Below are 25,008 nucleotides of genomic sequence, written 5' to 3'. Positions count from 1 at the left end.
GATCTGCATGCTCGTCATCGTCCCTGTGTTCATGTACTCGCTGTTCCTCTTCGACTTGCTTCGGCACATGCTGGATGCGCAGGAGACCGGGCTCTCCACCGTCTGGGATTACAGCGTGCTGGATTACGCGAAGAAGCCCGAGTCGGTCCCCGCCGAGGGCGGCGGCTCCACGACGGAGGCGTTCTCCGGCTTCGGGATGGCGCAGGGCACCGCGCGGCAGATGTTCTGCGACCATGAGTCGGGCCTGGACAGCTACGACCCCGGTCCGGACCGTGAATGTGGCGCTCACCTGGAGGACCACCACACCGACGTGGTCGCGAGCGCGTGCTGGCTCAACCCGGGCGCGCAGCAGGTGCAGTGCTACCTGGATGCCAACGCCGTCGGCGCCTACGGCGTGTCGCTCCACCAGTCGTACATGGACACCTTCCAGCGAGGCGGGCTCATCCGCTGCGATGCCCGCCTGGGCGTCCAGAACTACCTGCTGCCCGAGGAGTTCCTGCCGGAGTTCTCGAAGGTGAAGATGGCCAAGGAGCTGCAAAAAGGCAGCGTTCACACCAACGCGCAGGCGGGGCGCGCGGAGGGCAACGAGCACGGCGACAGCAACGTCTACCTGTTGCCTTGGGAGCGAATCGCGCTCCTCACCGATACATGGGCGCTCAGCGCGTCGGTGAGCATGCGGCCGGGGTACCGCCAGGAAGAGGCGAGCTCGAACCTTCAAGATCCGTCAGAAGGGCTCTACACGCGCGTCGTCCAGCTCTACCAGAACCAGGAGAACATGGGCTTCACGCAGATGTCGAACGCGTCCGTGTCCCTGGTCAACCGGGCCATCAGCTCCAATCTGTTGCACACCTCCTTGCGGATGTACCCGGGCAGCTATGACACGCCCGGAGATGACCCCCGTCAGCCCAGCCTCGCCATCATGCCCCAGGAAGGGGACAGCGGCGCCGAGGAGGAAATCGAGCAGCAGCGAGGCCGGCATCGCTACTTCAGCAACGAGTGGCGCGACTGGGGCAGCAACAACAACGAACGCTCCTACCAGGGCCGAGGCAACTGGTACCTGGGCTGCGCGAGAGAGGAATCGTGCTGATGGCGGGTGTGGCCACGAGCCTGACGATACGCCTGCCGGCGTTGCTCTTCTCGGTGGCGGTGGTGGGCGCCCTCATCGGATTCTCCTGGGAGCACGCCGTCCACCGTGGCGGCTCGATCGAGAATGAATGGAGTCCACCAGGGCTGGGCGCGGACGGGTCGCCGTCATCCGGCGAGGACTGGATACACACGCCCGAGGACGTGGCGGTGTTGAAGCGGGCCCTGGAGCACTTCCCGCCCTATCCCAAGGGCAGCCGCCCGGAGGCGCTGGCCGCCGACTACCTGGGCGCCGGTGCGCCCATGGCGGTGGCGTGGTTCTCCACGGAGGATTCGCCCGCGCAGGTGTTGGAGCACTACGCGCAGGTGCTGCTCGACAAGGGGCTCCCCGTCCTGCGTCAGGAGTACGAAGGGCAGGGCGGCTACGTCGGTTACTGGAGCCCCGCCACCGAGGAAATCCGGCTGGTCTCCACGCTGGCCCAGGGCGGCGAGACGCTGGTGTTTGTCTCCGCGGGACAGGTGGGCCCCCTGTTGGAGCGCGCCGCGGCCGTGCCCGAATGGCTGCCCGTCCCCGCCAACCTCCAGGAGACGCGCACGGTGAACTTCAACCTGGAGGGCACCTCGCACCACGTGGTGACGGGCCAGCTCCAGGAGGGTTCTCCCTCCACCGCGGCGGAGCGCTACCTCGCGCAGTTCCGCGAGAAGGGTTGGACGGTGGGAACACCCGAGCCGATGGCGGCGACAGGCGTCGCCTTCGAGGTCGTCCGGGAGACGGTGAGTGGCCGCGCGGTGCTGCGCGAACGCTCACAGGGCCCCGGTGTGGAACTCCATCTCACGTTGCTACGCCGGAGCGTTGCCCCATGAGGAAGTCCCTGCGTCCGTCGCGGTCCGCCCGCGGCCAGTCCATGGTGGAGTACGCCGTCGTCAGCGCGGCGCTCCTGGGCTTCTCCACCATGGGGTGGCCCTTCCTGGTGGCGCTCTTGAACGCGCTGCACCGCTACTTCAACTCCATCTACTACGTCATCCAGGCCCCCATCTGAGCGACAGGGGCCCGCGGGCTACGGCGTCACCGTGGTGACGAACTCCGCCTTGCCCCCGGAGACCTTGAGCACCACGGCCTCCTTCACCGCGTCGCGGTTGGCGTCCAGGGTGATTCTGCCCGCCACGCCGGGGAAGTCCTTCGTCGCGGCGATGGCGTCGCGCAGCGAGGGGCCGCTCAGGTCCGGCGCGCGCTTCATGGCGTCAATCGTCACCCGCGCCGCGTCGTACGCCAGCGCGGCCACGCTGTCCGGCACGCTGCCGTACGTCGCCTTGTAGCGGGCCAGGAACTTCTGCAGCACCGGGTCCGGGTTGTCCGGCGAGTAGTGGTTGGAGAAGTAGCTGCCCTCCAGCGCGGAGCCGCCCAGCTCGTACAGCTTGTCGGAGTCCCAGCCGTCACCGCCGAGCAACGGCACCTTGAGGCCAATCTCCCGCGCCTGCCGCGCGATGATGCCCACGTCCGTGTAGTACCCGGGCACGAAGACGGCTTCCGGCTTCAGCCGCTTGAGGGACGTGAGCTGCGCGCGGAAGTCCGTGTCGCCCTTGGAGTAGCTCTCGTCGCCCTTCACCTCGCCGCCGAACTCCTTGAACTTGGCGGTGAACACGTCCGCCAGCCCCATGGAGAAGGCGCTCTTGTTGTCACGCAGCACCGCGACGCGGGACAGCTTCAGGTTCTCCCGCGCGAACTTCGCCATCACCAGCCCCTGGAAGGGGTCGATGAAGCAGACGCGGAAGATGTAGTCGCCCTTCTTCGTCACCTCCGGCGCGGTGGACGTGGGCGTCACCATGGGCACCTTGCCCGCCTGCGCCTTCTCCGCCATCGCCATGGAGACGGAGGAGGCCGCCTCGCCCAGAATCGCCACCACCTTGTCCTGGGTGATGAGCCGCGTCACCGCCTGGGCGCCTTCCTCGGGCCGGCCCTGGCTGTCGTACACGCGCACCTGGAGCTTCTTGCCCTTCACGCCGCCCGCCTCGTTGGCCTCGTTCAGCGCCAGCTCGATGCCGTTGCGCGCCGAGACGCCGAAGGTCGCCTCACTGCCCGTGAGGCTGCCGACCTCTCCCAGCAGAATCGTGTTGGAGTCCACCGGAGCGGCCGGGCCCCCGGTCGCCTGTCCCTCCGGCGAGGGCGCGGCGGGGGCGGGCGCGTTCTTCTTCTCGCAGGCCACCACGGCCAGGGCCAGGGTCGCGAGCAACATCAGGGGACGGCGCATCAGCAAGATTCCTCCGGGGGGAGACGGTCGCGTCACCCTATCCCTCTCCCCCCCGCCCTCCAACCAGCGGCGCTTCAGGGAGGGATTCGAATTGCAATGTGGACTGAAAAGGTCCTGATTACGTAAGAGGTCCCCCGTGGCCCGAGGATTTTCGGCGCCTGGAACCCAGAGAGGAGACACCCGCACCCATGCTCCGGATGAGCAAGATGACCGACTACGGCATCGTGCTGATGACCGAGTTGGCTCGCGCGGAGGGTGACACGCGCACCACCCGTGAGCTGGCGGCGCGCACGCACGTGCCACTTCCCTCGGCCAGCAAGGTGCTCAAGGGCCTGCTTCAGGCAGCGCTCGTGGTGTCGCACCGTGGCGCCAACGGCGGCTACGGGCTGGCCCGCCCCGCCAACGAGCTGTCGCTGGCGGAGCTGGTCGCCGCGCTGGAGGGGCCGGTCGCCCTCACGGAGTGCGGGGTCCACACCTCTGGCAACGCGCCGTGTGAGCTGGAGTCCGTGTGCCAGGTGCGCGGCCACTGGCGGCTCATCAACCACGCCATCCAGGACGCGCTGGGGCGGCTGACGCTGGCGGACCTCATCGCCCCCGCGCCCCGCGTGCCCGAGCGCCTCGTGGGCCTGGGGACACCCTCCCGCCCGGCGGCCTCCCCGGCCGCCAACCATCCCGCTTCCGCATCCGCGACAGGAGTCCGCTCATGAGCACCGACACCCTCCAGGAACTGACGCGCCGCCCCTACGCGGCGGGCTTCGTCACCCAGGTGGAATCGGACACGTTCCCGCCGGGACTGGACGAGGACGTCATCCGTCAAATCTCCGCGAAGAAGGGTGAGCCGGAGTTCCTCCTCGACTGGCGCCTCAAGGCCTTCCGCCACTGGCAGACGATGCGGGAGCCCACGTGGCAGGCCGTCACGTACGTGCCCATCGACTATCAGGCCATCCGCTACTACTCGGCGCCCAAGCAGAAGCCGGTGAAGGCCAGCCTGGACGAGGTGGACCCGGAGATCCTGCGCACCTACGAGAAGCTCGGCATCCCGCTGCACGAGCAGAAGCTGCTCCAGAACGTCGCGGTGGACGCCGTGTTCGACTCGGTGTCGGTGGCCACCACGTTCAAGGACAAGCTGGCCAAGGCGGGCGTCATCTTCTGCTCGTTCTCCGAGGCCGTGCGCGAGCACCCGGAGCTGGTGAAGAAGTACCTGGGCACGGTGGTGCCGTACTCGGACAACTACTTCGCCGCGCTCAACTCCGCGGTCTTCAGTGACGGCTCGTTCGTCTACATCCCCAAGGGCGTGCGCTGTCCCATGGAGCTGTCCACGTACTTCCGCATCAACGCGGCGGAGACGGGCCAGTTCGAGCGCACGCTCATCGTCGCGGAAGAGGGCTCGTACGTGAGCTACCTGGAGGGCTGCACGGCGCCCCAGCGCGACACGAATCAGCTCCACGCCGCGGTGGTGGAGCTGGTGGCGTTGGACAACGCGACCATCAAGTACTCCACGGTGCAGAACTGGTACCCGGGCGACGCGGAGGGGCGGGGCGGCATCTACAACTTCGTCACCAAGCGCGGCATCGCGCACCGGGCGGCGAAGATTTCGTGGACGCAGGTGGAGACGGGCTCGGCCATTACCTGGAAGTACCCGAGCGTCATCCTCAAGGGGGATGACTCGGTGGGCGAGTTCTACTCGGTGGCGCTCACCAACAACCTGCAGCAGGCGGACACGGGCACGAAGATGGTGCACATCGGGAAGAACTCCCGCAGCACCATCGTGTCCAAGGGCATCTCCGCCGGGCGCGGGCAGAACACGTACCGCGGGCTGGTGAAGGTGCTCAAGAGCGCGGAGAACGCGCGCAACTACACGCAGTGCGATTCGCTGCTGCTCGGTGACAAGTGCGGCGCCCACACGGTGCCGTACATCGAGGTGAAGAACGCGTCGGCGCAGGTGGAGCACGAGGCGTCCACGTCGAAGATTGGCGAGGACCAGCTCTTCTACTGCCGGCAGCGGGGCATCTCGCAGGAGGACGCGGTGTCGATGATCGTCAACGGCTTCTGCCGCCAGGTGTTCAAGGAGCTCCCCATGGAGTTCGCGGTGGAAGCGCAGAAGCTGCTCGGAGTGAGTCTGGAAGGGAGCGTGGGGTAGGCATGGCGCTATTGACTGTTCGCAACCTGCACGCCCGCGTGGCGGGCAAGGACATCCTCAAGGGTATCGACCTGGAGGTCGCCCCCGGTGAGGTCCACGCCATCATGGGCCCCAACGGCTCCGGCAAGAGCACGTTGGCCAGCGTGCTGGCGGGCCGTGACGGCTACGAGGTGACGCAGGGCGAGGTGCTCTTCGACGGCAAGCCGCTGTTGGAGCTGTCGCCCGAGGACCGCGCCGCGGCCGGCGTGTTCCTCGCGTTCCAGTACCCGGTGGAGATTCCGGGCGTGGGCAACATCCACTTCCTGCGCACCGCGCTCAACGCGCAGCGCCGCGCGAAGGGGCTGGAGGAGCTGGACGCCATGGACTTCCTCCAGTTGGCCAAGGAGAAGTCGAAGCTGGTGCAGCTCGACGCGGCCTTCATGAACCGCTCGGTGAACGAGGGCTTCTCCGGCGGCGAGAAGAAGCGCAACGAGGTGTTCCAGATGGCGGTGCTGGAGCCGCGGCTGGCCATCCTCGACGAGACGGACTCCGGCCTGGACATCGACGCGCTGCGCACGGTGGCGGGCGGGGTGAACGCGCTGCGCTCGCCCGAGCGCGGCATGGTGCTGATTACGCACTACCAGCGGCTGCTCGACTACATCGTCCCGGACAAGGTGCACGTCATGGCGGCGGGCCGCATCGTCCGCTCCGGCGGGCGCGAGCTGGCGCTGGAGCTGGAGGAGAAGGGCTACGGCTGGCTGGGCCTGGAGGGTGGCAAGGCTGCTTCCGCGGCGGGGGCACGCCGATGACCGCCGGTCTGGCGCACTACCTGGACGTGGCCACGCGCTTTCAGGCGTCGCCCGAGCAGGCGTCCGCGCCGCAGTGGTTGAAGCACCTGCGCGCGGACGCGCTGGCGCACTTCGAGCGCCAGGGCCTGCCCACGCCGCGTGACGAGGCCTGGAAGTACTCGCGGCTGGCGCCCATCGCGGAAGGCGCGTTCCAGCCCGTGGTGCGCGACGCACGGGACGCGGCCCACCTGGCGTCGGTGGTGGAGCGGCTGGCCTTGCCGGGGCCTCGGTTGGTGTTCGTGGACGGTCGGCTCGCGCCGGAGCTGTCCTCCGTGGCGGGGCTGCCGCGCGGGCTGACGTTGAAGCCGCTGCGGGACGCGGTGCGCGAGGACGGCGCGCTGCTGGAGTCCCTGGTGGGGCAGCGCGCGTTGGCGAAGGAGCACGCCTTCACCGCGCTCAACGCGGCGCTGCTGGAGGAAGGCGCGCTGTTGCGGCTGGCGCCGGGCGCGCTGAGTGAAGCGCCGGTGCAGTTGCTGTTCCTCACGCGGGGCGAAGGCCCGGTGCTGTCCAGTCCTCGCATCCTCGTGGACGCGGGGGAGAGCAGCGAGGCCACGCTGGTGGAGACGTACGCCAGCGCGGGCCCGGCGGGTTCCGGGGCGACGTTCACCAACGCGGTGACCGAGGTGACGCTGGGCGACAACGCGAGCCTCCACCACTACAAGCTCCAGGCGGAGGCGGACGCGGCGCTGCACGTCGGCGCGCTCCACGCGCGGCAGGGGCGTGACAGCCGCTTCGCGTCGCATGCCTTCGCCTTCGGCGGCGCCATGGCGCGCAACGAGGTCCACGCGGCCTTCGCGGGCGAGGGCGGTGACGCGACGCTGAACGGCCTCTACGTGGGGCAGGGCGCGCAGCACCTGGACAACCGCACGGCGCTGGACCACGCGGTGCCCCGCTGCACCAGCCGTGAGCTGTACAAGGGCGTGCTGGATGGCCAGTCGCGAGGCACCTTCCACGGGCTCATCCGCGTGCGGCAGGACGCGCAGCGCACGGATTCGCGGCAGCAGAACCGCAACCTCCTGCTGTCGGAGACGGCGCAGGCGGATGCGCGGCCGCAGTTGGAAATCTTCGCGGACGACGTGAAGTGCGCGCACGGCGCGGCGGTGGGGCGGCTGGACGCGCAGGCGCTGTTCTACCTGCGCTCGCGCGGCGTGCCCCGGGCGGAGGCGGAGCGGCTGCTCACCTACGCCTTCGCGCGGGAGGTGGTGGAGGCGGTGCCCGCGGGTCCCGTGCGCACGAACATCGAAGCGCTCCTGGCCCTCAAGCTGCCGGGCGCGGCACAGCGGGAGGTGACGGCATGAGCGGCTTCGACGTGAAGCAGGTCCGCGCGGACTTCCCCATCCTGCACCAAGAGGTCCGGGGCCGGCCGCTGGTGTACCTGGACAGCGCCGCCACGGCGCAGAAGCCGCAGGCCGTCATCGACGCGCTCGTGCGCTTCTACCAGCACGACAACGCCAACGTGCATCGCGGTGTCCACGTGCTCTCCGAGCGCGCCACCGAGGCGTACGAGGGCGCCCGCGAGACGGTGCGCCGCTTCATCAACGCGCGGGATGTGAAGGAAATCGTCTTCGTGCGTGGCACCACCGAGGCCATCAACCTGGTGGCGCAGACGTACGGGCGCAAGCACATTGGCGCCGGGGACGAGGTGCTCATCACGCAGATGGAGCACCACGCCAACATCGTGCCGTGGCGGATGCTGTGCGAGCAGACCGGCGCCGTGCTCAAGGTCATCCCGGTGGATGACCGGGGCGAGCTGGTCCTGGACGCGGTGGACGCGCTGCTCACGGAGCGCACGCGCATCCTCGCGGTGACGCAGGTGTCCAACGCCCTGGGCACGGTGGTGCCGGTGAAGGAACTCACACGCCGCGCGCACGCGAAGGGCATCCCCGTGCTGGTGGACGGCGCGCAAGCGGTGACGCACTTCCCCGTGGACGTGCAGGACCTGGGTTGCGACTTCTACGCCTTCAGCGGGCACAAGATGTTCGGCCCCACGGGCATCGGCGTGCTGTACGGCCGCATGGACCGCCTGGAGGCCATGCCTCCCTACCAGGGCGGCGGCGACATGATCCTCTCCGTGACGATGGAGAAGGTGACCTACAACCGGGTGCCGTACCGCTTCGAGGCGGGCACGCCCAACCTGGAGGGCGCGGTGGGGCTGGCGGCGGCCATCCGCTACCTGGAGTCGCTGGGGATGGAGAACGTCGCCGCGCACGACCGGGAGCTCTTGGCCTACGCCACGCAGGCGCTGGAGTCGGTGCCGGGCCTGCGCATGGTGGGCACCGCGCGCGAGAAGTCGGGCGTGCTGTCCTTCATGCTCGCGGACATCCATCCGCACGACGTGGGGACCATCCTGGACCGCGAGGGCATCTGCATCCGCACGGGCCACCACTGCGCCCAGCCGGTGATGCAGCACTTCAAGGTGCCCGCCACGTCGCGGGCCTCGCTGGCGCTCTACAACACGCGCGAGGACGTGGACGCGCTCGTTCGGGGCCTGCACAAGGTCCTGGAGGTGTTCCAGTGAGCTCGGATGACTTGAAGGACCTCTACCAGGAGGTCGTGCTGGAGCACTCCAAGCGGCCCCGCAACTACCGCGTGGTGGAGGGCGCCACCGCGGAGGCCGCGGGCCACAACCCGCTGTGCGGCGACCAGTTGGTGGTGACGCTGAAGGTGGAGGACGGCGTCATCAAGGACGTGGGCTTCCAGGGGCAGGGCTGCGCGATTTCCAAGGCGTCCGCGTCGCTGATGACGGGCGCGGTGAAGGACCGGACGCGCGCGGAGGCCGAGGCCATCTTCGAGCGCGTCCACACGCTGGTGACGCAAGGTCCGGAGGCGGTGGACGTGGACGCGCTGGGCAAGCTGGCGGTGCTGTCCGGCGTGAGTGAATTCCCCGCGCGGGTGAAGTGCGCCAGCCTGGCGTGGCACACGCTGCGCGCGGCTTTGGAGGGACGCGGCGAAGCCGTGTCCACGGAGTAGGGGTGGAGGGGCACATGCGAGGAATGATGGTGGTGCTGGAGCGGGAGGTGTCCGCGACAATCATCCCCAGCGGAGACCGGGTGATGCTGCCCGCGGGCTCGGAGCTGCGCGTGACGCAGACGCTCGGCGGAAACATCACGGTGCAGGACCCCTACGGTCAGCTCTTCCGCGTCGACGAGAAGGACGGCGGCGCGCTGGGCGAGGAGTACGCGCCCAAGGAGAAGGCCGCTGGCGACCCCAGCGAGTTCAACGAGGAGCAGGTCTGGGAGCAGCTCCGCACGGTGTATGACCCGGAGATTCCGGTGAACATCGTGGAGCTGGGGCTCGTGTACGCGTGTACGGCGGAGCCGCATCCGGAGGGCGGTCAGCGGGTGGACATCCAGATGACGCTCACCGCGCCGGGCTGCGGCATGGGGCCGGTGCTCGTGGAGGACGTGCGCACCAAGGTGGGCTCGGTGCCGGGCGTGAAGGAGACGCGCGTCGAGCTCGTGTGGGACCCGCCCTGGGGCCAGGAGCGCATGTCCGAAGTGGCGCGGCTCCAACTGGGTTGGATGTAGCGGGAGAAGACGGCCCTCGGCGTCCGGCCTCGCCAAGGGCCGGCGCCCTCAGCGCAGGGCCAGCCGCCGCGCGCCCAGCCCGAGCGCCGCGGTGGCCAGCGTCCCCGCGAGCAGCTTGGGCCAGAGGGCGCGAGGCACCCGCTGCCGCTGCGGCACCAGCGGAGCGCGCGCCACCACCTCGGGCATCTTCTCCTCGAAGAGCTCCACCATGCCCTTGATGAACGCGAACATCTGACGCGGGCCGGGGCTGGACACCCAGTTGCCATCGCGAAGCGCCGCTTGGTCCACCCACCGTCCGCCCGCGTTGCGCACGTCGTCGCGGATGCCGGGCCAGGACGCCAGCGAACGGCCTTCCACGAGGCCCGCCGAAATCAGCACCCAGGGGCCGTGACAGATGACGGCGATGGGCAGGTCCAGCGCGTCGGCGTCCCGCACGAAGTCCAGGGCGAGCGCGCTCTGCCGGAGCAGGTCCGGGTTCACCAGCCCGCCCGGGATGAGCACCGCGTCGAAGTCCGCGGCCTTCACCTCGCGGAGCGTCGCGTCCACGGACACCTTCTTGCCCGGCATCAGGTGGTTCATCCCGCGGATGCGCCCCCGGTAGGGCGACACAATCGTCACGTCGGCGCCTTGTCGCTCCAGCTTCTTCACCGGCGCCGTCAGCTCGATTTGCTCGAAGCCATCCGCCACGAGCACCGCCACCCGCAGTCCCTTCAGTTTCCTCATCGCGCTCACCTCGGTGTGTGTCTGCACGCTCCGAAGTCTCGACACTGTGCATTCGCGCGGCGCCCGCGCATGCCAGGGGAGGCAGGCGGGAGAGCCCTGGCTCACCTCCTCCTCGCGGACACTCCCCCAGGACGGCGCGTTGTGCCGCCCTGGAGGGCGTGCTACCGACGGAGCGCTCTGGAGGTCCCTCGCATGCTCGTGTCGTCTACGTCCCTTCGCCGTGTTCTCGTCCTGGGTGCCGTGATGCTCCTTGCTCCTCAAGGCTGTAGCCATACCGGCGCCGCTCGCACGGACGGCGAGCAGGCCACCTCGGACGGTACGCCCGTGCGCAAGCCGAAGTGGGGGCTCGTCATCCACGGCGGCGCGGGCGTCATCTCCCGGGAGAACCTGTCGCCCGAGCGCGAAGCCGAGGTCCGCGCCGCGCTGACGCAGTCGCTCGAAGCAGGGCACGCGGTGCTGGCGCGGGGCGGCTCGGCGCTGGACGCGGTGTCCGCGGCGGTCCGCGTGCTGGAGGACTCGCCGTACTTCAACGCGGGCAAGGGCGCGGTGTTCACCCATGACGGGGTGAACGAACTGGACGCCGCCATCATGGACGGCACGACGCGCAAGGCCGGCGCGGTGGCGGGCCTGCGGCACGTGCGCAATCCCATCGAGCTGGCGCGGCTCGTGATGGAGAAGTCGCCGCACGTGATGATGGTGGGCGAGGGGGCGGAGGCCTTCGCGAAGACGCAGGGCGTGGCGCTGGTGGACCCGAAGTACTTCTACACGGAGGACCGCTGGCAGGGGCTCCAGCGCGCGCTGGAGAAGGAGCGCGCCCAGCCGCCGTCCTCGTCCGTCCAGCCCGGGTATGACCCGGTGACGGGGGACCACAAGTTCGGCACCGTGGGCGCGGTGGCGTTGGACCAGAACGGCGGGCTCGCCGCGGCCACGTCCACCGGTGGCATGACGAACAAGCGCTTCGGCCGGGTGGGGGACTCGCCCATCATCGGCGCGGGCACCTACGCCGACCCGACCTGCGCGGTGTCCGCCACCGGGCACGGTGAGTTCTTCATCCGCTACACCGTGGCGCGCGACATCTGCGCCCGCGTGGAATACCAGTCGCTGCCGCTCCAGGAGGCGGCCCGCGTCGTCGTCAACGACGTCCTGGTGCAGGCGGGCGGAGAAGGCGGCGTCATCGCCATGGACCGCGAGGGGAACATCGCCATGCCCTTCAACTCCAGCGGCATGTACCGCGGCCACGTGGGCGAGGACGGCAAGCCCGTCGTGGCCATCTTCCAGGACGCGGAAGCGGGCGCGGACGCGAAGTAGCGCGGAAAAACGCCCGGAGGGTTTTCAATCCATCCGCCGCGCGGTGTCATCAAGGACATGCGTCCCGTTCTGATGACCGTTCTTGGCGCCGTCCTCCTGGGCGGCCTCCCCCTGGCATGTGACACCGGCTCCGAGGACACCCGCGAGGATGGCGGCGTCAGCCTCCCGGATGCGTCGACCCCGCCGGACGCCGGTGTCCCCGACGCGGGTGCACCGGAGGACGGCGGCTCCGACGCGGGCACGGCCGAGCTCACGGTGACGGTGCTGAGCACGGGGCAGGCCACGCTCGAAGGCGAGGTGTGGCCCTACCAACTGCTGCGCCTGGAGGAGCCCGGCAAGGCCCCTTCGTACGCGCAATGGTTCCCGCCGAAGAAGCCGGGCACCTGGCCCGTCATGGTGCTCACGCGTCCGTATGACGGCATCGCGTGGACGGGCGAGGCGGTGGACGCGCGCTGGGCGGCGCGGCCCAACGGGCTCTACCTGGATGACAGCGAGCCGAACTTCGACGGCGGCGCGCACTACATCGCCTATTCGCAGAGCACGCCGGAGAGCATCGCGGGGGAGTCCTCCATCTACCTGCGGCACGACTTCGGGGTGCTGGCCATCTTCGGCCGCTTCTACGCGGGCGGTGACATCCAGAACGACCGCGACGACATGGCCCTGGGCATGCGTTTCCTCACCGTGGCCGAGGGCGTGGACCGGGCGCGCATCGGCATCTTCGGAGGCTCGTGGGGCGGGTTCAACGCGCTGTACGCCGCGGTGGACGCGCCCGCCGAGGTGCGGCCGAAGGTGGGCGTCGCCCTCTATCCGCTGTCGGACTTCGAGCACCAGGTGAACTACCTGGACGTCGTCGTGCCCTCGCGCGTGACGGACCCGGTGATGCGCGGCCACTACGAGACGTTCTTCGAGCCGTACTCCCGCCGCATCTTCGCCACCACGGGCGGCCGTCCCTCCGCGCCCGGCGCGGACTACAGCCGGTGGACGGCGGCGCACCTGGCCTCGAAGCTGGAGGTGCCCTTCTTCGTCATCCACGAGGACCGGGACGCGCTCGTGCCCTACGAGCAGACGCAGTCCCTGGTGGCGGCGGCGGGCGCCTGGGTGTCGCCGCTCTACGTGATGCATGGCGCGCCCGCGGACTGGAACACCTCGCCGTTGAGTCACGGCCCGCTGGTGGAGGCCTACGTGGGGGCGATGATTCCCCTCTACCTGGGGCACCTGCTGACGGAGCTCGGGGCGCCCGCGCAGTTGCTCGCCGTCCCGTACCTCCAGGCCCACCTGCGCACGTACCTTCAGGATGTGCGCGACTTGAAGCGGCGGGGGCTCGACATGGAGGGCGCGGCGCCCAGGTTGCGCACGCTGACGGATGCCCGGGTGGTGATGGTGGAGGTGAGCACCGGCCGCCTCGTCTACGGCGCGGAGCTGATGGCGGAGGAGGTCAACGCCGTGTGGGGCACGCCGTACACGGCGTCGACCATCCGGGACGCGCTCGGGGTGGGGTTGCCTCCCTGAGCGCGCCCTGAGACGTCAGTCCCGGCCGCCGCGGCGCCCACCGTCGCGGCGCTGTCCGCCGTGCGAGCCGCGGTGCTGCTGCCCACCCGGCGAGGCGCGGTGGTAGCCGCCGCCATTGCCGTGCCGGTTGTGGCCGCCGCCGCGGTAGTGCTGGCGCACCGGGCTCGGGCCCCGGCGGTAGTCGTTGGTGTAGTGGTACCCGTAGTGGCGCACCGCTGGGTACCGGCGCCAGCTATGTGCGAAGTAGTGCGGGTGCCGGCGCGTCACGGTGATGCTCGCGTGGCGGTAGACGGGCACGGTGACTCGCACCGAGCCGCGGTTGGCCCAGCCGCCCGCGGAGAAGTACCAGGACGGCCCGCGCTGCACCCAGCGGGACGACACGTAGACGAGGCCGGGACGGGGCGGGGCGGCCCACATGCCACCCACCCACATGTAGCTGGCGCCCGCCCAGTACCAGTAGCCCGGCGTCCAGACGTAGGAAGGGGCGGGGGGCGGAGGCGCGTGCTCGACGCGGAGCGCCGGCGGGGCCTGCTGCGTGGACAGCTCCGCGCTCGTCACGGCGATGGGGATTTCGACCATCCCCGAGTCATGACGCGCCCAGCCACCAGACACCCACCGCCACATCCGGCCATCCTGCTCCCAGTAGCCGTTGATGAACCGGTAGCCGTCCATGGGCGCCAGCCAGGTGCCGTTGTTGAAGCGCCACTCGTTGCCGTCCCAGTACCAGTGGCCGGAGGCCCACACGGCGCCCGCGAAGGGCCGGGCGGAGAGGTTTTCCGCGGGGAGCTGGGGCGGGGCGTAGGGCGCCGTGGGCGCCGTGTCCTCGTCCTCGAACTCCGTGTCGTCGTATGCGTACTCGGCGTACTCCGGGTCCGACGCGGGGACCGGTGCGGTCTGCGCATGAACCATTGGCGCCGCCAGCATGGCCACCAGACAAGCCCACCATCGAGGAGTCATCGCGTCATCTCCGTGGGTTACCAGACGAATTCTGCTTTCGGCCCCCTGCAACCCGCTGTGCGGGGGGCCGTTGTGGAAAAAAGACGCGACGCCTTCTGGCTTTATTCATCCCCGGGCTAGGGCTTCACCAGGACCAGCTCTCGCGTCTGGATGAGGTCCACGTCGCCCGTGAATCCGGCGAAGACCTCGTACTGGTTCGGGGCGATGCGGTTTCGCGGCAGGCGCAGCGACTCGGTGACACGGAGGGTGTCCCCGTCCTGCTTCTCCGAGCGCGAGAAACGGCCGAACGGGTTCTTCGCCTGGATCTCCGCCTGCGGGTCCTCGAGCTTCCAGCCCTTGGGCAGGGTCAGCGTGACCTGCATGCTGCTGGCCTCGGTGGTGTCGACGTAGAGCGGCGTGCGGCGCGTGCTCAGTTGCACGAAGCGCCGGCCCAACTGCGCGGGGAAGGTGAGGGGGCCCATGGCCATGCGCTTGCTGCCCTCCGCGCGGCCGAAGCGCGGCACGGTGAACTCGTAGCGCAGCACGAAGGGCGCGCCCACCTTCTCCTGGTTCTCCAGCTTCACGCTCGACAGCGAGGCGCCGCCGAAGTACCGCGCCACCGCGCCCTGCAGGGCCTGGTTGCGGCTCTCGGCCGAAAGCTGGTTGAAGGCCTCGGAAATCTGCGCCGCCTCGAAGCCGGAGTACGTCTCCTCGCCCTGGCCGCTGAGCGTGCCGTCCTCGGCGAGCTTCAGCGTCAGCTTCACGTCCTTGCCGGGGAGCTCCTTCATGGCCGGCGTCTGCACCCGCTGGAGCGGACGGCCCGGCTCCGGCAGCAGCCACGCCTCCAGGCCGCCCATGGCCAACTCCGGCAGCTCGCCGAAGGGGCCGTAGCGCACGGAGGTGTCCACCCACACGGGCTCGCTGCCCGGGACTTCCACGCGCAGCGCCGCGTAGGGCAGCAGCGAGTCGAAGGGGAAGGTGTAGGGTGCCGGGTCGGTGTTGAAGGTGCGCACCGCCACCACGCGCGAGGGGATGCCCAGCGCCTCCAGGCCGGCCTTCATCACCGTCAGCCGGCTGCCCCGGTCCTGCGCCACCGTGGAGGCCGCCGTCTGGCTCAGGCTCGCGTCGCGGCCGGAGAAGCGGCTCATCACCGCGGCGTGCAGCGCCTTCACCGCGTCCAGGCCCGTCTTGCCCTCGGCGGCCTTGCGCGCGAAGGCGTCCACCTCCGCCGTGCGCTGCCAGCGGTCCTGGAAGGCGTCACCGTAGAGCTTCACCAGGCCCTCGTTGCCGGTGGTGCCCGCGCCCACGATGACGAAGGGCAGGTACTCGTTGGCGGAGGGCGGCGCGTCCGGCTCGGGGATGAAGGGCGGCACCCGGCGCGTCTCGAAGTGGAACACCTCCACGTCGCCCGTCACCTTCGGCTCCGGGGCCTTCATGCCGTGGGCGTCCACCTTCATGCCCACGCCCTTGGGCGCCACCACCGTGTACGTCACCCACGCGTTCGGCTGGTTCGCGATTTGAAAGTAGAAGGCGGACGCGGTGAAGCCCGGCTGCGCGGGGCCGCGCGGCGGCTCGGCCAGCAGGTACTCCACCTCCACGTAGTCGCCCACGGCCACGCCGGGCAGGCTCACCGTGTCCTTGCCCTCGATGTTCTCCGGCTCCAGCACCCGGCCGTCCGCCTTCAGCGTGCGCAGCGCCAGCACCTGCGCGCCGCGCGGCACGTTCACCTCGGCGATCTCCTGCACGCCCGACTGCTCCAGCGCCTTCTGCACCGTGTGGATGCGGTTGACGATGCTGCCGTCGGGGTACACGCGCACCGCCGCCGCATCCAGCACGAAGGCCGCCGCGCTGCCGCCGCTCATGGGCTCCGCCTCGTAGGCGCGGATGGCCTCGCGGCCGTCCACGGCGTGCTCCTGGAGCAGCTCGCGGCCCGTCTTCGCGCGCTCCACCGCGCGGCGCAGCGACAGGTCATCCCCTTCCATGGCCAGGGCCCGCTCACGCAGCGCGAGCGCCTCGGCGGGCTGGCCCGCGTACTCGCGCACGTCCGCCATCCGCTTCACCAGCTCCGCGTTGCGAGGCCACACGGCGGCCAGCTTCTGCAGCACCGCCGTCGCGTCGTCGAAGCGGCGCTTGGACACGTAGAGGTTGGCCAGCGTGTTGCCCAGGCTGATGCTGCTCGGGTCGCGGCCCAGCAGCTCCGCGTACAGCTTCGCCGCGGCCTCCGTGTCGCCCCGCGTGCGCGCGTGGTCCGCCTGGCGCACCGTCCGGGCCGGGCAGCCCTCCAGGGCCGTCAGCAGCTTGTCGCCGCGCTCGGCCGCGTCGCGGCGCCGCGACAGGTTGTACTGGAGCGCCAGCGCTTCGCACAGGCCGGGCTGGGCCTCCAGCGCCGCGGCGAGCGACTCCTCCGCCAGCGCCTCCACTTCCAGCGCCAGGGCCGCGCGGGCGCGCAGCATGAACACCGGGTGGCCGGCGGGCTGGGCGACCTCGGAGGCCGTCTTCAGCACGTCCATCGCGGGGGCGGGCTGCCCCTCGTCCAGGAACAGCTCCGCGCGCAGCAGCAGCGCCGCCACGTTGCCAGAGTCCTTCGCCAGCAGCGCCTCCAGGTCGCGCGTGGCGCGGCCACGGGCCACCTTGGAGGGCACGGTGCGGTCCGCGGACGCCACCTCGGCGCGCAGCCACAGCAGCGTCGGCGTGTTGGCCTCCACCGACGCCATCAGCCGCCGCGCGCCATCCGCGTCCCGCTGCAGGCCGTCGCGCACCGCCAGCACCACGGCGAGCAGCTCACCGGCCTCCGCGTGCAGGGCCGTCTTCACGCTCTCCGCGGTGGCGAACACGCCGGGCGTCTCGTCGGAGGCCTCGGCCTTGCCGCCCCAGGTCTTGGGCGCGGGGCCGGTGGCCGGGGTGAAGCGCACGGCGGACGGGCGCCCGTCCACGCGCAGCAGCGCGAAGGTCAGCAGGCCGGACGTGCTCCCCTTGAGCTGGCGCACCAGGAAGCGGTGCTTGCCCGCGCCGAGCTGGACGGCGCGCGCGGTGACGGTGGAGGTGGCGCGCTGCCAGGCCCGGCGCTCCATCAGCGGCGCGCCGTTGAGCGCCACCTGATGCGAGGTGCCGCTCACCGTGCGCGCCACGTAGAGGCCCGGCTCCGTCACCTCCGCGTCGAAGGCCTGCACGTAGTTGTCCCCCGGGCCCGGCTCGCCCGTCAGGTCCATGCGCCCGTCGGGCGATTCCAGCGTGCGCACCGGCAGCGGGCCAAAGGCGCCGGTGAAGGGGCCCGCCAGCGAGCCGTTCTGGTGGATGGGCGTGCTCTCGTCCCAGGCCAGCAGGTGGTAGGGCGAGAAGGGGCCGGCGAGGGACACCTGATTCACGCCGCCCAGCTCCAGCATGGCCGCGTCGCGCGCCTGCGCCTCGCCGCGCACCACCGCGACGGACATGCGCGCGCCGCGCAGCAGATAGGCGGTCTCGCCCGTCGCGCCCGCCGCCAGCGCCCGGTCCACGCCCTGGAGGATGTCGTCGTCCAGCGCCCGCGACGTGCCCACCGATTCCAGCACGTGCCGCGCGGCGATGGTGGCCAACGGGTGCTTGGGCGCGCGCGCGGCCACCTCCAGCGACGCGGCCAGGGCGCGGTCGGGACGGCCCGCGCGCCGCGCCATCAGGGACTGCCCGGCCAGGGCGTAGACGTCACCGGCGTCCCGGGCGATGGCGTCGTCGAAGCGTTGCTGCGCCAGCGTGGCGTCACCCGCGACGAGCAGGGCGTGAAAGCCCGCGAACGCGAGCGTGCGAGCCTCTTGCGTGCCCTTCTGCGCGCGCTCCGCGGCGATTTCGAGCACGCGGGGCGTCGCCGTGGAGGCGGAATGGGAGCAGCCCGTGAGGGTTGCGGCGAGTGCGAGCGCGGCGAAGCGAGATCGAAAGGTGCGCATAGGAGGGCCCAGGGATAGTGCAATCCCTTGGCCCTGGCCATATTCCCCTGCGCGAGAGTGTCCGGACGCGCGCTGCCGGACGCTTTACCGCCGCTTGGCGGGGGTCTTCGAGGAGCCCTTGGCGGGCTGCTTCTTCGGGGGCGGGGGCGGCGGGGGCCGCTTGGCGGGCACCACCGCCTTGGCCGGCGCCGCGGCGACCACGGACTTGGGCAGCTCCGGCACCGGGGCCGTCGTCCCAGGGGGCGGCGCGCGGCGCACGGTGTAGAGGAAGCCCTCCGCGCGGCAGGTGCCCTCGATGCAGCCGAAGGCGGGCACCGGCGCGTCACCGAAGTGTTCCATCCAGCCCGGTCCCAGGTTCAGCGGCTCGCCAATGGCCCGCTGGTCCTTGCCCTTGCCCACGTAGCCCTGCATGACGCCGTCGGCGTCCACGCGCAGCTCCAGTGCCGCTTCGCCTTCCGGCGAGGCCAGGCCCAGCATGGTGCCTCGCCGCTCGCCCAGCGCCCACTCCAGCCGAAGCGGCGCGCCTGCGCCGTCATGGATGAGCGCCACGTAGCGCCCCGTGCTGCCCTGGAGCAGCAGCGCGGCCGCGGGGGCCTGCTGCGACGGCCCGTAGACCATGTGGTAGGCGCGGCGCTTCCACGTGTCCGGCGGCGCGTCCGCGCGCACGCGGGCGCTGAGCACGGCGATGTCGCCGTCCAGGCCCACCACGTCCACCCGGGCGCGGCCCACGCGCGTCTGCGAGCGCTCCTCCACCGGCGGGAAGATGATGGCCTTCTCCTCCGCCTCCACCGGCCGTCCGGCCACCAGCAGCGACGGCGCGTCCGGACCGTCACCCACGGCCACCGTGCGCTTCTCGGAGCCGGTCTCGATGCGCCCGGGCATGGACCGGGGCGAGGGTGGCCCCAGGTCCGCGTTCAGCGCGGCGCCGGGCTGCGGCGGCACCGGCGTGTCGCCGCTGCGCAGCCACTCCCGGCCCAGCACGGCCAGCGCCGCCATCACCAGCAGCACGGCCGCGGCTTGCAGGGCCATGCGCACCGTCTTGCGCAAGCCTTGGCCCACGCGCTGGAAGTGCGTCAGCTTCACCGGCGCCAGCGATGGCAGGCTGCCGGGGACGAGCAGCTCCAGGTCCGCGATGAGCGCGCTGACGGAGGGGTAGCGGTCGTCCGGGTCCGGCTTGAGGCAGCGGGTGACGATGGCGTCCAGCCGCGTGTCCACCCCCGGCTTGCGCCGCGACGGCGGATCGAAGGTGCCCAGCGGCACCTCTCCGGTGAGCCACTCGTAGAGGATGACGCCCAGCGAGAAGATGTCCGCGCGCGCATCCGCGTTCTTCGCGTCCACGCGCTGCTCGGGCGCCATGTACGACAGCGTGCCCATGGACACGTGCGTGGAGGTGAGCGCGTAGCGCGAGGAGGGGCTGGCGTCGTCCAGGAAGGAGGCGAGCCCGAAGTCCGACACCTTGGCGATGCCGCCGGCCTGCTGGTCCAGCAGGATGTTCTCCGGCTTCAAGTCCCGGTGGATGACGCCTCGGCCGTGCGCGTACTCGATGGCGCGGCAGATCTGCAGCATGCGGCGCAGCGCGCCGATGACGTCGAGCTGCGGCGCGCGAATCAGCTCGCGCAGCGACGGGCCATCCACGAACTCCATCACCAGGTAGTAGGTGGTGTCCGTCTTCCCCTTGTCGACGATGGAGACGATGTGGGGATGGCTCAGCGCGGCGAGCGCGGCGGCTTCCTTCTGGAAGCGCGCGATGAAGGACGGGTCCTTCGCCAGCTCCGGGTTCAGCAGCTTCACGGCCACCGTGCGGCCAAGCGAGAGCTGCGTGGCCTTGTGGACCTCTCCCATGCCTCCGCTACCGACCAGTTTGTCGAGGTGGTAGCCGCTGATGAGATCCGGGGAGCGCGGCCGGCTGATCGCGGTGGGGTCGATTGAGGACATGGCGGTGAGCGAAGGGGCGGCCAGGGTAGCAGAAACCCGGCGCTGGAAATGTCCGCTCATGCACGGGTCGGCATTGCCCCCCGGCAAGCCGTCAGGCGGGCCTCCGAGCAGCCGCTCAGATTCCGGACAGCGGCGTCCGGCTCACGGCCTGGCGCAGGCTGTTTCGCACCTGGTCCAGGGAGGAGCGCATCTGCCCATGTCGGACGGACGCCGCCACCGCGCGGGCCAGGGACTTGAGGAGGGTGACTTCCTCGGGCTTCCAGGCGCGGGGACGGTGGCAGTCCTCGAAGGCCACCATGCCCCACCACTGCTGCCGGGAGGGATTGATGGGGCACATCAGGATGGACTGCGTGCCCTGGCGCTCCAGCAGGTCCTTCATCATGGGCGGCGCGTCGCGGGTGGGGCAGGCCACCACCATGCCGGCCTCCAGCATGTCCACCCAGCCCGGCGCGAACTCACGGAAGGAGAAGGCCCGCATCACCGGGTTCGCCAGCGGCGACGGCGTGGGCGCCTCCGCCCAGGCGTGCCGCATGTCCGTGATGAACCGGCCGTAGGTCCCCTGGACGCGGTTCTCCAGGATGTACGCGCGGTCAACGCCCAGCGCGTGCCCCACCATGCTCAGCACCTCGGCGCCGGTGCTCGGGACCAGGCCCTTCTCCAGCAGCAGCTTCGAGGCTTCCGACACCTTCGAGAAGGCTTCGATCATTGGGGGTTGTCTCCAGCGGCGGGGGGACCGCATCCATTCGAGTTCCGCCCCTGTCTGGGACGGTCAGTGATTCGCTAAAGTCGTATTAAGCAGGATTCTTCTGTTTCTGTCAAATCACATGTTCACTGGACGGATTGACGACTGCTCTGTGAGTATGACCCGGATGGGTTTTCTCGGACCTCGAAACACTTTTCGAGAGGGTGTCTCAGAAATCAAGGGGAGATGGGTTTTTATAGACCCGCAAAGGAAACGGGGGTACCTCCTTGGAAGAGGTACCCCCGTTTCACGGCTTTAAGAGCCGAAAAAGCTGATTACTTGGTGTCGGCGGCAGTGGCCGAGCCCGTCTTCTTGGCCTTCTTGCTCTTCTTCGCGGGCTTGGCCTCGGGAGCCGCCTCGGCCTGGGGCTCCTTCGGAGCCTCCGCGGCGTCCACGGTCTCCGCCTTGGCCTCGACGGCGGCGGGCTGAACTTCGGCAGCGGGCTCCGCGGCGGGGGCCGGGGTGTTGGCGAACGCGGTGGCGGCGGCGAGGAAGGCAGCGGCGAACACGGTCTTCATGAAAAGCTCCGGTGACGAAAGACGGCGCGTGATTGCGCCGTCCCAGCGAGCGAGGGCTTGAGCAGGCGCCGTGCCATGGCGTCTGTCAGAGGGAGCGCGTTGGGCGCGCGTGCTGTTCTTGGGGAGAAACTCCGCAGTTGGGGCTCCGACAATGGGGGCACGCTCCCCAGTCAGGCAGTTGCTGCTTTGACGATGACGGGGCAGTTGAGCAAGCTGCACGCGTCATCCGGTTACACGGTATCGGCCCGGCGCCCTCGCCGCGTATGTCGCGCGGTCATGGTGTGGGAGAGATGGTTCATGCGGTTCTTCTGTGTCGCGACAGCGTTGGCCGTCCTGGGTGCGGGTTGCGCGACGGGAATCCCGCTCGAACGGCTGGAGGCCCAGGTCATTGAAGCGGACCGGTGGCGTCGCGAGTACGAGTCGGAGCGCGAGCGCACCGAGGCCTACGCGCTGCGCATGGCCCAGTTGGAGTCCGCGCTGGAGCGGCTGCGGCTGGAGCGCGCCGAGGCGGAGCAGGGCCGCGTGGCGCTGCTGGAGGAGCTGGTGCGCACCGAGGCGGACCGGCACGCGCTGGAGGAGCACAACACGCAGCTCCTGGCGCTGGAGCGCGAGGTCAATGAGCTCAAGGAGCTCAAGGAGATGCACGAGGAGCTGTCGGACGTCTGGTACGAGTCCGCGCTGGAGCGGGCCCGGCGGCGACTGAACAATTCGTCGCAGCCGGCTGCTCCCCCCGCGGCCGGGAACGTCGAGCCCACGGCGCCCTGACGTCCCGGCTGACGCGCGGCGCCGCATCCCCGTGATAGAGGAACGGCGTGGCGAGCTCCCGCATCCCCATTCGCGGCTACCGGGCCGGCTTCTTCTTCGTCGTCGTCCTGCTGTCGGCCGTCACCGCGTTCACCCTGTGGACGGAGGTCCGCACCGGGCGGCAGGTGGATGGGCTGGTTCAGGAGGCGCTGGAGCGGGCCGGCTCCATTGGACGCATCCGCGTGGACGCGCTGTCGCTCGAGTCCGCCATCGAAGCCCACATCCGCGCCACCGGTGACGCCGAGCGCCGCGCCGCGGACGCGGTGATGGAGCAGATTCTGGGCGACATCCGCGCCTCGTCGGAGGCGTACACGCGCAACCTCCCGCAGGGCGAGAAGGCGCTGTGGTACCGCTTCAACGCCGCCTGTCAGGGCCTGGCGGACCAGGTCCGCGCGGCGGCCGTCTTCTCCCAGCGCCGCGAGGCCGAGCGGGCGCGGCGCCACCTGGCCGAGCGCATCCGCCCGCTGGGCGCGGAGCTGGACGCGCTGGGCGGCGCGCTGGAGGAGGAGAACGCGGCCGAGGCCCGGCGCCTGGTGAACCGCTTCGAGGACCTGCGCGTGCGCAACACGGCCCTGGGCGCGGGCGCCACGCTGCTGGCCATCCTGCTGTCGCTGCTGGTGGGCTGGCGCGTCACGTCCCTGCTCAAGCGGCAGGAGGCCATCATCCAGGGGCAGTTGGAGGAGCTGGGCCGGCACAACCAGGAGCTGGACTCGTTCACCCGCCGCGTGGCGCACGACCTGATTTCGCCGCTGGCGCCGCTCAAGGGCTACCTGACGCTCATCCGCCGCACGGGCGCGGTGCAGGACGCGGGCGCGCTGGAGATGCTGGCGCAGTGTGAATCCAGCGCGGTGCGCATGGGCGAGCTCATCGAGGCGCTGCTGCGCTTCTGCCGCGCCGGCACGCGCGGCGAGAGCACGGTGGGCGAACTGGACACGGCCGTCACCACGGTGCTGCTGGAGGTGGCGCAGACGGCGGCGGCGCAGGGCGTGTCGCTGGAGCGGGACCTGTCGCCCGGCGTCGCGGTGGACTGCCCTGGACAGCTCTTGCAGGTGAGCGCGCGCAACCTGCTCACCAACGCGGTGAAGTACACGGCGGGCCAGCCGGCCCCCCTCGTGAAGGTGCGGGTGGCCACCGAGGGGAACATGGCGGTGCTGGAGGTGGTGGACAACGGCATCGGCATGGCGGCGGACACGCAGGCCTCGCTGTTCCAGCCCTTCTTCCGCGCGCCCGAGGTGCGGAACCTGCCGGGCCACGGCCTGGGGCTGGCCACCACGAAGCGCGTGGTGGAGGCGCATGGCGGCACGTTGGTGGTGCGCTCGGAAGAAGGAAAGGGAACGCACGTCGTCGTGCGTTTCCCCCGCGTGGTTCGCCCGGCGGCGGGCACCGGCGGTGACCCCAATGCGACTGGTTCCGCCGGAATGCGCAAGGTCGGCACATGAGCTCAGCCCGCATCCTCGTCGTGGATGATGACCCGCAGGCCCGTGATTTGCTCCAGCGCTTGCTGGGCCCGCTGGGCGCGGTGACGCAGGCGCAGGACCCGCGCCGCGCCACCGAGCGCATCGCGGAGGGCGCCTTCGACCTGGTTCTCACCGACATGGCCATGCCCGAGCCGGGGGATGGGCTGAAGGTGCTCCACGAGGTGAAGACGCAGCTTCCGGACACGCCGGTGGTGGTGGTGACGGCCTTCGGCAACATCGAGGGCGCGCTCGACAGCATCCAGCAGGGCGCGTTCGACTACCTGGCCAAGCCCTTCGACGTGGACGCGATTCTGCGCGTGGCGCGGCGCGCGCTGGAGCAGAAGCGGCTGGTGGAGGAGAACCGCTCGCTGCGCCAGCAGGTGGAGCGGGGCTCGCCGATGCTGGTGGGCCGCAGCGCCGCGCTGCTGGAGGTGTACAAGCAGGTGGCGCGCGCGGCGGCCAGCAACGTGCCCGTGCTGATTACCGGCGAGACGGGCACGGGCAAGGAGATGGTGGCGCGCGCGCTGCACAAGCGCTCGCCGCGCATGAACGGGCCCTTCATCCCCGTGGACTGCGGCGCGATTACGGAGTCGCTGATGGAGAGCGAGCTCTTCGGCCACGCGAAGGGCAGCTTCACCGGCGCGTCCGGCACACGCCGGGGCGTCTTCGAGGAGGCCAGCGGCGGCACGCTCTTCCTCGACGAGATTGGCGACGTGGGCATGAAGGTGCAGTCGCAGCTTTTGCGCGTGCTCCAGGAGGGCGAAATCCGCCGCGTGGGCGAGAGCATCCCCGTCAAGGTGGACGTGCGCGTGGTGGCGGCGACCAACAAGGACCTGAAGGCGCGGGTGTCCGAAGGGCTCTTCCGCGAAGATTTGCTGTACCGCCTGGACGTGGTGCACCTGCACCTGCCGCCGCTGCGGGAGCGCAGCGAGGACATCCCCGCGCTGGTGGAGCACTTCGCCGGACGGCATGCCCGCGGCGGCGTGCGGCCGGTGGTGACGCCCGAGGCCAACGCGCGCCTGGCGGCCTATGACTGGCCGGGCAACGTGCGGCAGTTGGAGAACGTGGTGGCCCGGGCGCTGGCGCTCAACGTGACGGGCGTGCTGGGGCCCCAGGACTTCCCGGAGCCCATTGGCGACGCGTCCACCCCGAAGATGGCCGGACTCGCGGGTGACATGCCGAGCCTGGCCGAGCTGTCGCGCCGCTACGCCGCGCAGGTGTTGCAACACGTGGGCGGCAACAAGAGCGAGGCGGCGCGGCTGCTCGATGTGGACCGCAAGACGCTCTACAAGCTGCTGGAGGCCGCGGAGAGCGAGTCGTAGCCGCTTGCCCG

General features: G+C 70.5%; 22 protein-coding genes. 15 read left to right on the top strand and 7 right to left on the bottom strand.

Annotation, left to right across the window (positions count from 1 at the left end; translation table 11 throughout):
• Nucleotides 1-7 precede the first annotated feature (7 nt).
• Genes A176_RS28190 through A176_RS28180 form a run of 3 tightly spaced genes read left to right on the top strand, consistent with a single transcriptional unit; the run spans nt 8 to nt 2,123 of the window.
• Entirely contained in the window at nt 8-1,087 is a 1,080-nt protein-coding gene (locus tag A176_RS28190; protein ID WP_002635207.1) for a hypothetical protein, read from the top strand.
• Entirely contained in the window at nt 1,087-1,947 is an 861-nt protein-coding gene (locus tag A176_RS28185; RefSeq protein ID WP_002635208.1) for a hypothetical protein, read from the top strand. The genes A176_RS28190 and A176_RS28185 overlap by 1 nt, the downstream gene beginning before the upstream one ends.
• Entirely contained in the window at nt 1,944-2,123 is a 180-nt protein-coding gene (locus A176_RS28180; protein WP_002635209.1) for a hypothetical protein, read from the top strand. Before A176_RS28185 ends, A176_RS28180 begins: the two co-directional genes overlap by 4 nt.
• Nucleotides 2,124-2,141: 18 nt before the next feature.
• On the opposite strand, the gene A176_RS28175 is transcribed toward A176_RS28180, so the two are convergent.
• Entirely contained in the window at nt 2,142-3,332 is a 1,191-nt protein-coding gene (locus A176_RS28175; protein WP_002635210.1) for an ABC transporter substrate-binding protein, read from the bottom strand.
• Between the two features lie 188 nt (nt 3,333-3,520).
• Between A176_RS28175 and A176_RS28170 the strand changes: the two genes are divergently transcribed.
• Genes A176_RS28170 through sufT form a run of 7 tightly spaced genes read left to right on the top strand, consistent with a single transcriptional unit; the run spans nt 3,521 to nt 9,826 of the window.
• The gene (locus tag A176_RS28170; RefSeq protein WP_002635211.1) at nt 3,521-4,039 is read left to right on the top strand and encodes an SUF system Fe-S cluster assembly regulator; all 519 of its coding nucleotides are present in this window, start codon (nt 3,521-3,523) and stop codon (nt 4,037-4,039) included.
• Nucleotides 4,036-5,472 (top strand): Fe-S cluster assembly protein SufB, encoded by a 1,437-nt coding sequence (gene sufB / locus A176_RS28165; RefSeq protein WP_002635212.1) that lies wholly within the window; start codon nt 4,036-4,038, stop codon nt 5,470-5,472. The genes A176_RS28170 and sufB overlap by 4 nt, the downstream gene beginning before the upstream one ends.
• 2 nt (nt 5,473-5,474) lie before the next feature.
• Nucleotides 5,475-6,260: a Fe-S cluster assembly ATPase SufC gene (gene sufC / locus A176_RS28160; protein WP_002635213.1), complete on the top strand. Its 786-nt coding sequence runs from the start codon at nt 5,475-5,477 to the stop codon at nt 6,258-6,260.
• The gene (gene sufD, locus A176_RS28155) at nt 6,257-7,597 is read left to right on the top strand and encodes a Fe-S cluster assembly protein SufD (RefSeq protein WP_002635214.1); all 1,341 of its coding nucleotides are present in this window, start codon (nt 6,257-6,259) and stop codon (nt 7,595-7,597) included. The genes sufC and sufD overlap by 4 nt, the downstream gene beginning before the upstream one ends.
• On the top strand, nt 7,594-8,817 hold the full coding sequence (locus A176_RS28150; RefSeq protein WP_002635215.1) for a cysteine desulfurase: 1,224 nt from the start codon (nt 7,594-7,596) through the stop codon (nt 8,815-8,817). Before sufD ends, A176_RS28150 begins: the two co-directional genes overlap by 4 nt.
• Nucleotides 8,814-9,269, top strand: a complete 456-nt coding sequence (gene sufU, locus A176_RS28145) for a Fe-S cluster assembly sulfur transfer protein SufU (protein WP_002635216.1) — start codon at nt 8,814-8,816, stop codon at nt 9,267-9,269. Before A176_RS28150 ends, sufU begins: the two co-directional genes overlap by 4 nt.
• A gap of 14 nt (nt 9,270-9,283) precedes the next feature.
• A complete protein-coding gene (gene sufT / locus A176_RS28140; RefSeq protein WP_002635217.1) occupies nt 9,284-9,826 on the top strand; it encodes a putative Fe-S cluster assembly protein SufT in 543 nt (180 codons plus the stop codon).
• Nucleotides 9,827-9,874: 48 nt separating this feature from the next.
• Here the strand turns inward: sufT and A176_RS28135 are convergent, their stop codons facing one another.
• Nucleotides 9,875-10,549, bottom strand: coding sequence for a type 1 glutamine amidotransferase domain-containing protein (locus A176_RS28135; RefSeq protein ID WP_002635218.1), 675 nt, complete (start codon nt 10,547-10,549; stop codon nt 9,875-9,877).
• A 192-nt stretch (nt 10,550-10,741) separates the two neighbouring features.
• On the opposite strand from A176_RS28135, the gene A176_RS28130 reads away from it, so the two are divergent.
• Nucleotides 10,742-11,857 (top strand): isoaspartyl peptidase/L-asparaginase family protein, encoded by a 1,116-nt coding sequence (locus A176_RS28130; protein WP_002635219.1) that lies wholly within the window; start codon nt 10,742-10,744, stop codon nt 11,855-11,857.
• A gap of 72 nt (nt 11,858-11,929) precedes the next feature.
• The gene (locus A176_RS28125) at nt 11,930-13,366 is read left to right on the top strand and encodes an alpha/beta hydrolase family protein (RefSeq protein ID WP_002635220.1); all 1,437 of its coding nucleotides are present in this window, start codon (nt 11,930-11,932) and stop codon (nt 13,364-13,366) included.
• Nucleotides 13,367-13,381: 15 nt separating this feature from the next.
• Here A176_RS28125 and A176_RS28120 read toward each other — a convergent pair whose 3' ends face one another.
• The 5 genes from A176_RS28120 to A176_RS28100 form a co-directional block, all read right to left on the bottom strand.
• A complete protein-coding gene (locus A176_RS28120) occupies nt 13,382-14,323 on the bottom strand; it encodes a YXWGXW repeat-containing protein (RefSeq protein WP_044889327.1) in 942 nt (313 codons plus the stop codon).
• 116 nt (nt 14,324-14,439) lie between these two features.
• Nucleotides 14,440-18,219, bottom strand: a complete 3,780-nt coding sequence (locus tag A176_RS28115; protein ID WP_002635222.1) for a tetratricopeptide repeat protein — start codon at nt 18,217-18,219, stop codon at nt 14,440-14,442.
• Between the two features lie 84 nt (nt 18,220-18,303).
• Entirely contained in the window at nt 18,304-20,154 is a 1,851-nt protein-coding gene (locus A176_RS28110) for a serine/threonine-protein kinase (RefSeq protein ID WP_044889328.1), read from the bottom strand.
• Between the two features lie 115 nt (nt 20,155-20,269).
• Nucleotides 20,270-20,860, bottom strand: a complete 591-nt coding sequence (locus A176_RS28105) for a GAF domain-containing protein (protein WP_002635224.1) — start codon at nt 20,858-20,860, stop codon at nt 20,270-20,272.
• Between the two features lie 311 nt (nt 20,861-21,171).
• Nucleotides 21,172-21,414, bottom strand: a complete 243-nt coding sequence (locus tag A176_RS28100) for a hypothetical protein (protein WP_002635225.1) — start codon at nt 21,412-21,414, stop codon at nt 21,172-21,174.
• A gap of 297 nt (nt 21,415-21,711) precedes the next feature.
• Between A176_RS28100 and A176_RS28095 the strand changes: the two genes are divergently transcribed.
• The 3 genes from A176_RS28095 to A176_RS28085 are packed head-to-tail and all read left to right on the top strand — an operon-like array spanning nt 21,712 to nt 24,997.
• Nucleotides 21,712-22,179 carry a hypothetical protein gene (locus A176_RS28095; protein WP_002635226.1) on the top strand — a complete coding sequence of 156 codons (468 nt, stop codon included), beginning with the start codon at nt 21,712-21,714 and terminating at the stop codon, nt 22,177-22,179.
• 47 nt (nt 22,180-22,226) lie between these two features.
• A complete protein-coding gene (locus tag A176_RS28090; RefSeq protein ID WP_002635227.1) occupies nt 22,227-23,657 on the top strand; it encodes a sensor histidine kinase in 1,431 nt (476 codons plus the stop codon).
• Nucleotides 23,654-24,997, top strand: a complete 1,344-nt coding sequence (locus tag A176_RS28085) for a sigma-54-dependent transcriptional regulator (protein ID WP_002635228.1) — start codon at nt 23,654-23,656, stop codon at nt 24,995-24,997. The genes A176_RS28090 and A176_RS28085 overlap by 4 nt, the downstream gene beginning before the upstream one ends.
• Nucleotides 24,998-25,008: the final 11 nt, after the last annotated feature.

This window comes from Myxococcus hansupus (assembly GCF_000280925.3).
Lineage (GTDB): Bacteria > Myxococcota > Myxococcia > Myxococcales > Myxococcaceae > Myxococcus > Myxococcus hansupus.
The sequence above is the reverse complement of the archived record's forward strand: the minus strand, read 5'-3'. Positions and strand labels throughout refer to the sequence as shown.

Excerpts from the sequence above, each read along its gene's own strand:
- A176_RS28190 (WP_002635207.1), top strand. The coding sequence starts at position 8 with ATGCTCGTCATCGTCCCTGTGTTCATGTACTCGCTGTTCCTCTTCGAC.
- A176_RS28185 (WP_002635208.1), top strand. The coding sequence starts at position 1,087 with ATGGCGGGTGTGGCCACGAGCCTGACGATACGCCTGCCGGCGTTGCTC.
- A176_RS28180 (WP_002635209.1), top strand. The coding sequence starts at position 1,944 with ATGAGGAAGTCCCTGCGTCCGTCGCGGTCCGCCCGCGGCCAGTCCATG.
- A176_RS28175 (WP_002635210.1), bottom strand. The coding sequence starts at position 3,332 with ATGCGCCGTCCCCTGATGTTGCTCGCGACCCTGGCCCTGGCCGTGGTG.
- A176_RS28170 (WP_002635211.1), top strand. The coding sequence starts at position 3,521 with ATGCTCCGGATGAGCAAGATGACCGACTACGGCATCGTGCTGATGACC.
- sufB (WP_002635212.1), top strand. The coding sequence starts at position 4,036 with ATGAGCACCGACACCCTCCAGGAACTGACGCGCCGCCCCTACGCGGCG.
- sufC (WP_002635213.1), top strand. The coding sequence starts at position 5,475 with ATGGCGCTATTGACTGTTCGCAACCTGCACGCCCGCGTGGCGGGCAAG.
- sufD (WP_002635214.1), top strand. The coding sequence starts at position 6,257 with ATGACCGCCGGTCTGGCGCACTACCTGGACGTGGCCACGCGCTTTCAG.
- A176_RS28150 (WP_002635215.1), top strand. The coding sequence starts at position 7,594 with ATGAGCGGCTTCGACGTGAAGCAGGTCCGCGCGGACTTCCCCATCCTG.
- sufT (WP_002635217.1), top strand. The coding sequence starts at position 9,284 with ATGCGAGGAATGATGGTGGTGCTGGAGCGGGAGGTGTCCGCGACAATC.
- A176_RS28135 (WP_002635218.1), bottom strand. The coding sequence starts at position 10,549 with ATGAGGAAACTGAAGGGACTGCGGGTGGCGGTGCTCGTGGCGGATGGC.
- A176_RS28130 (WP_002635219.1), top strand. The coding sequence starts at position 10,742 with ATGCTCGTGTCGTCTACGTCCCTTCGCCGTGTTCTCGTCCTGGGTGCC.
- A176_RS28125 (WP_002635220.1), top strand. The coding sequence starts at position 11,930 with ATGACCGTTCTTGGCGCCGTCCTCCTGGGCGGCCTCCCCCTGGCATGT.
- A176_RS28120 (WP_044889327.1), bottom strand. The coding sequence starts at position 14,323 with ATGACTCCTCGATGGTGGGCTTGTCTGGTGGCCATGCTGGCGGCGCCA.
- A176_RS28115 (WP_002635222.1), bottom strand. The coding sequence starts at position 18,219 with ATGCGCACCTTTCGATCTCGCTTCGCCGCGCTCGCACTCGCCGCAACC.
- A176_RS28110 (WP_044889328.1), bottom strand. The coding sequence starts at position 20,154 with ATGTCCTCAATCGACCCCACCGCGATCAGCCGGCCGCGCTCCCCGGAT.
- A176_RS28105 (WP_002635224.1), bottom strand. The coding sequence starts at position 20,860 with ATGATCGAAGCCTTCTCGAAGGTGTCGGAAGCCTCGAAGCTGCTGCTG.
- A176_RS28100 (WP_002635225.1), bottom strand. The coding sequence starts at position 21,414 with ATGAAGACCGTGTTCGCCGCTGCCTTCCTCGCCGCCGCCACCGCGTTC.
- A176_RS28095 (WP_002635226.1), top strand. The coding sequence starts at position 21,712 with ATGCGGTTCTTCTGTGTCGCGACAGCGTTGGCCGTCCTGGGTGCGGGT.
- A176_RS28085 (WP_002635228.1), top strand. The coding sequence starts at position 23,654 with ATGAGCTCAGCCCGCATCCTCGTCGTGGATGATGACCCGCAGGCCCGT.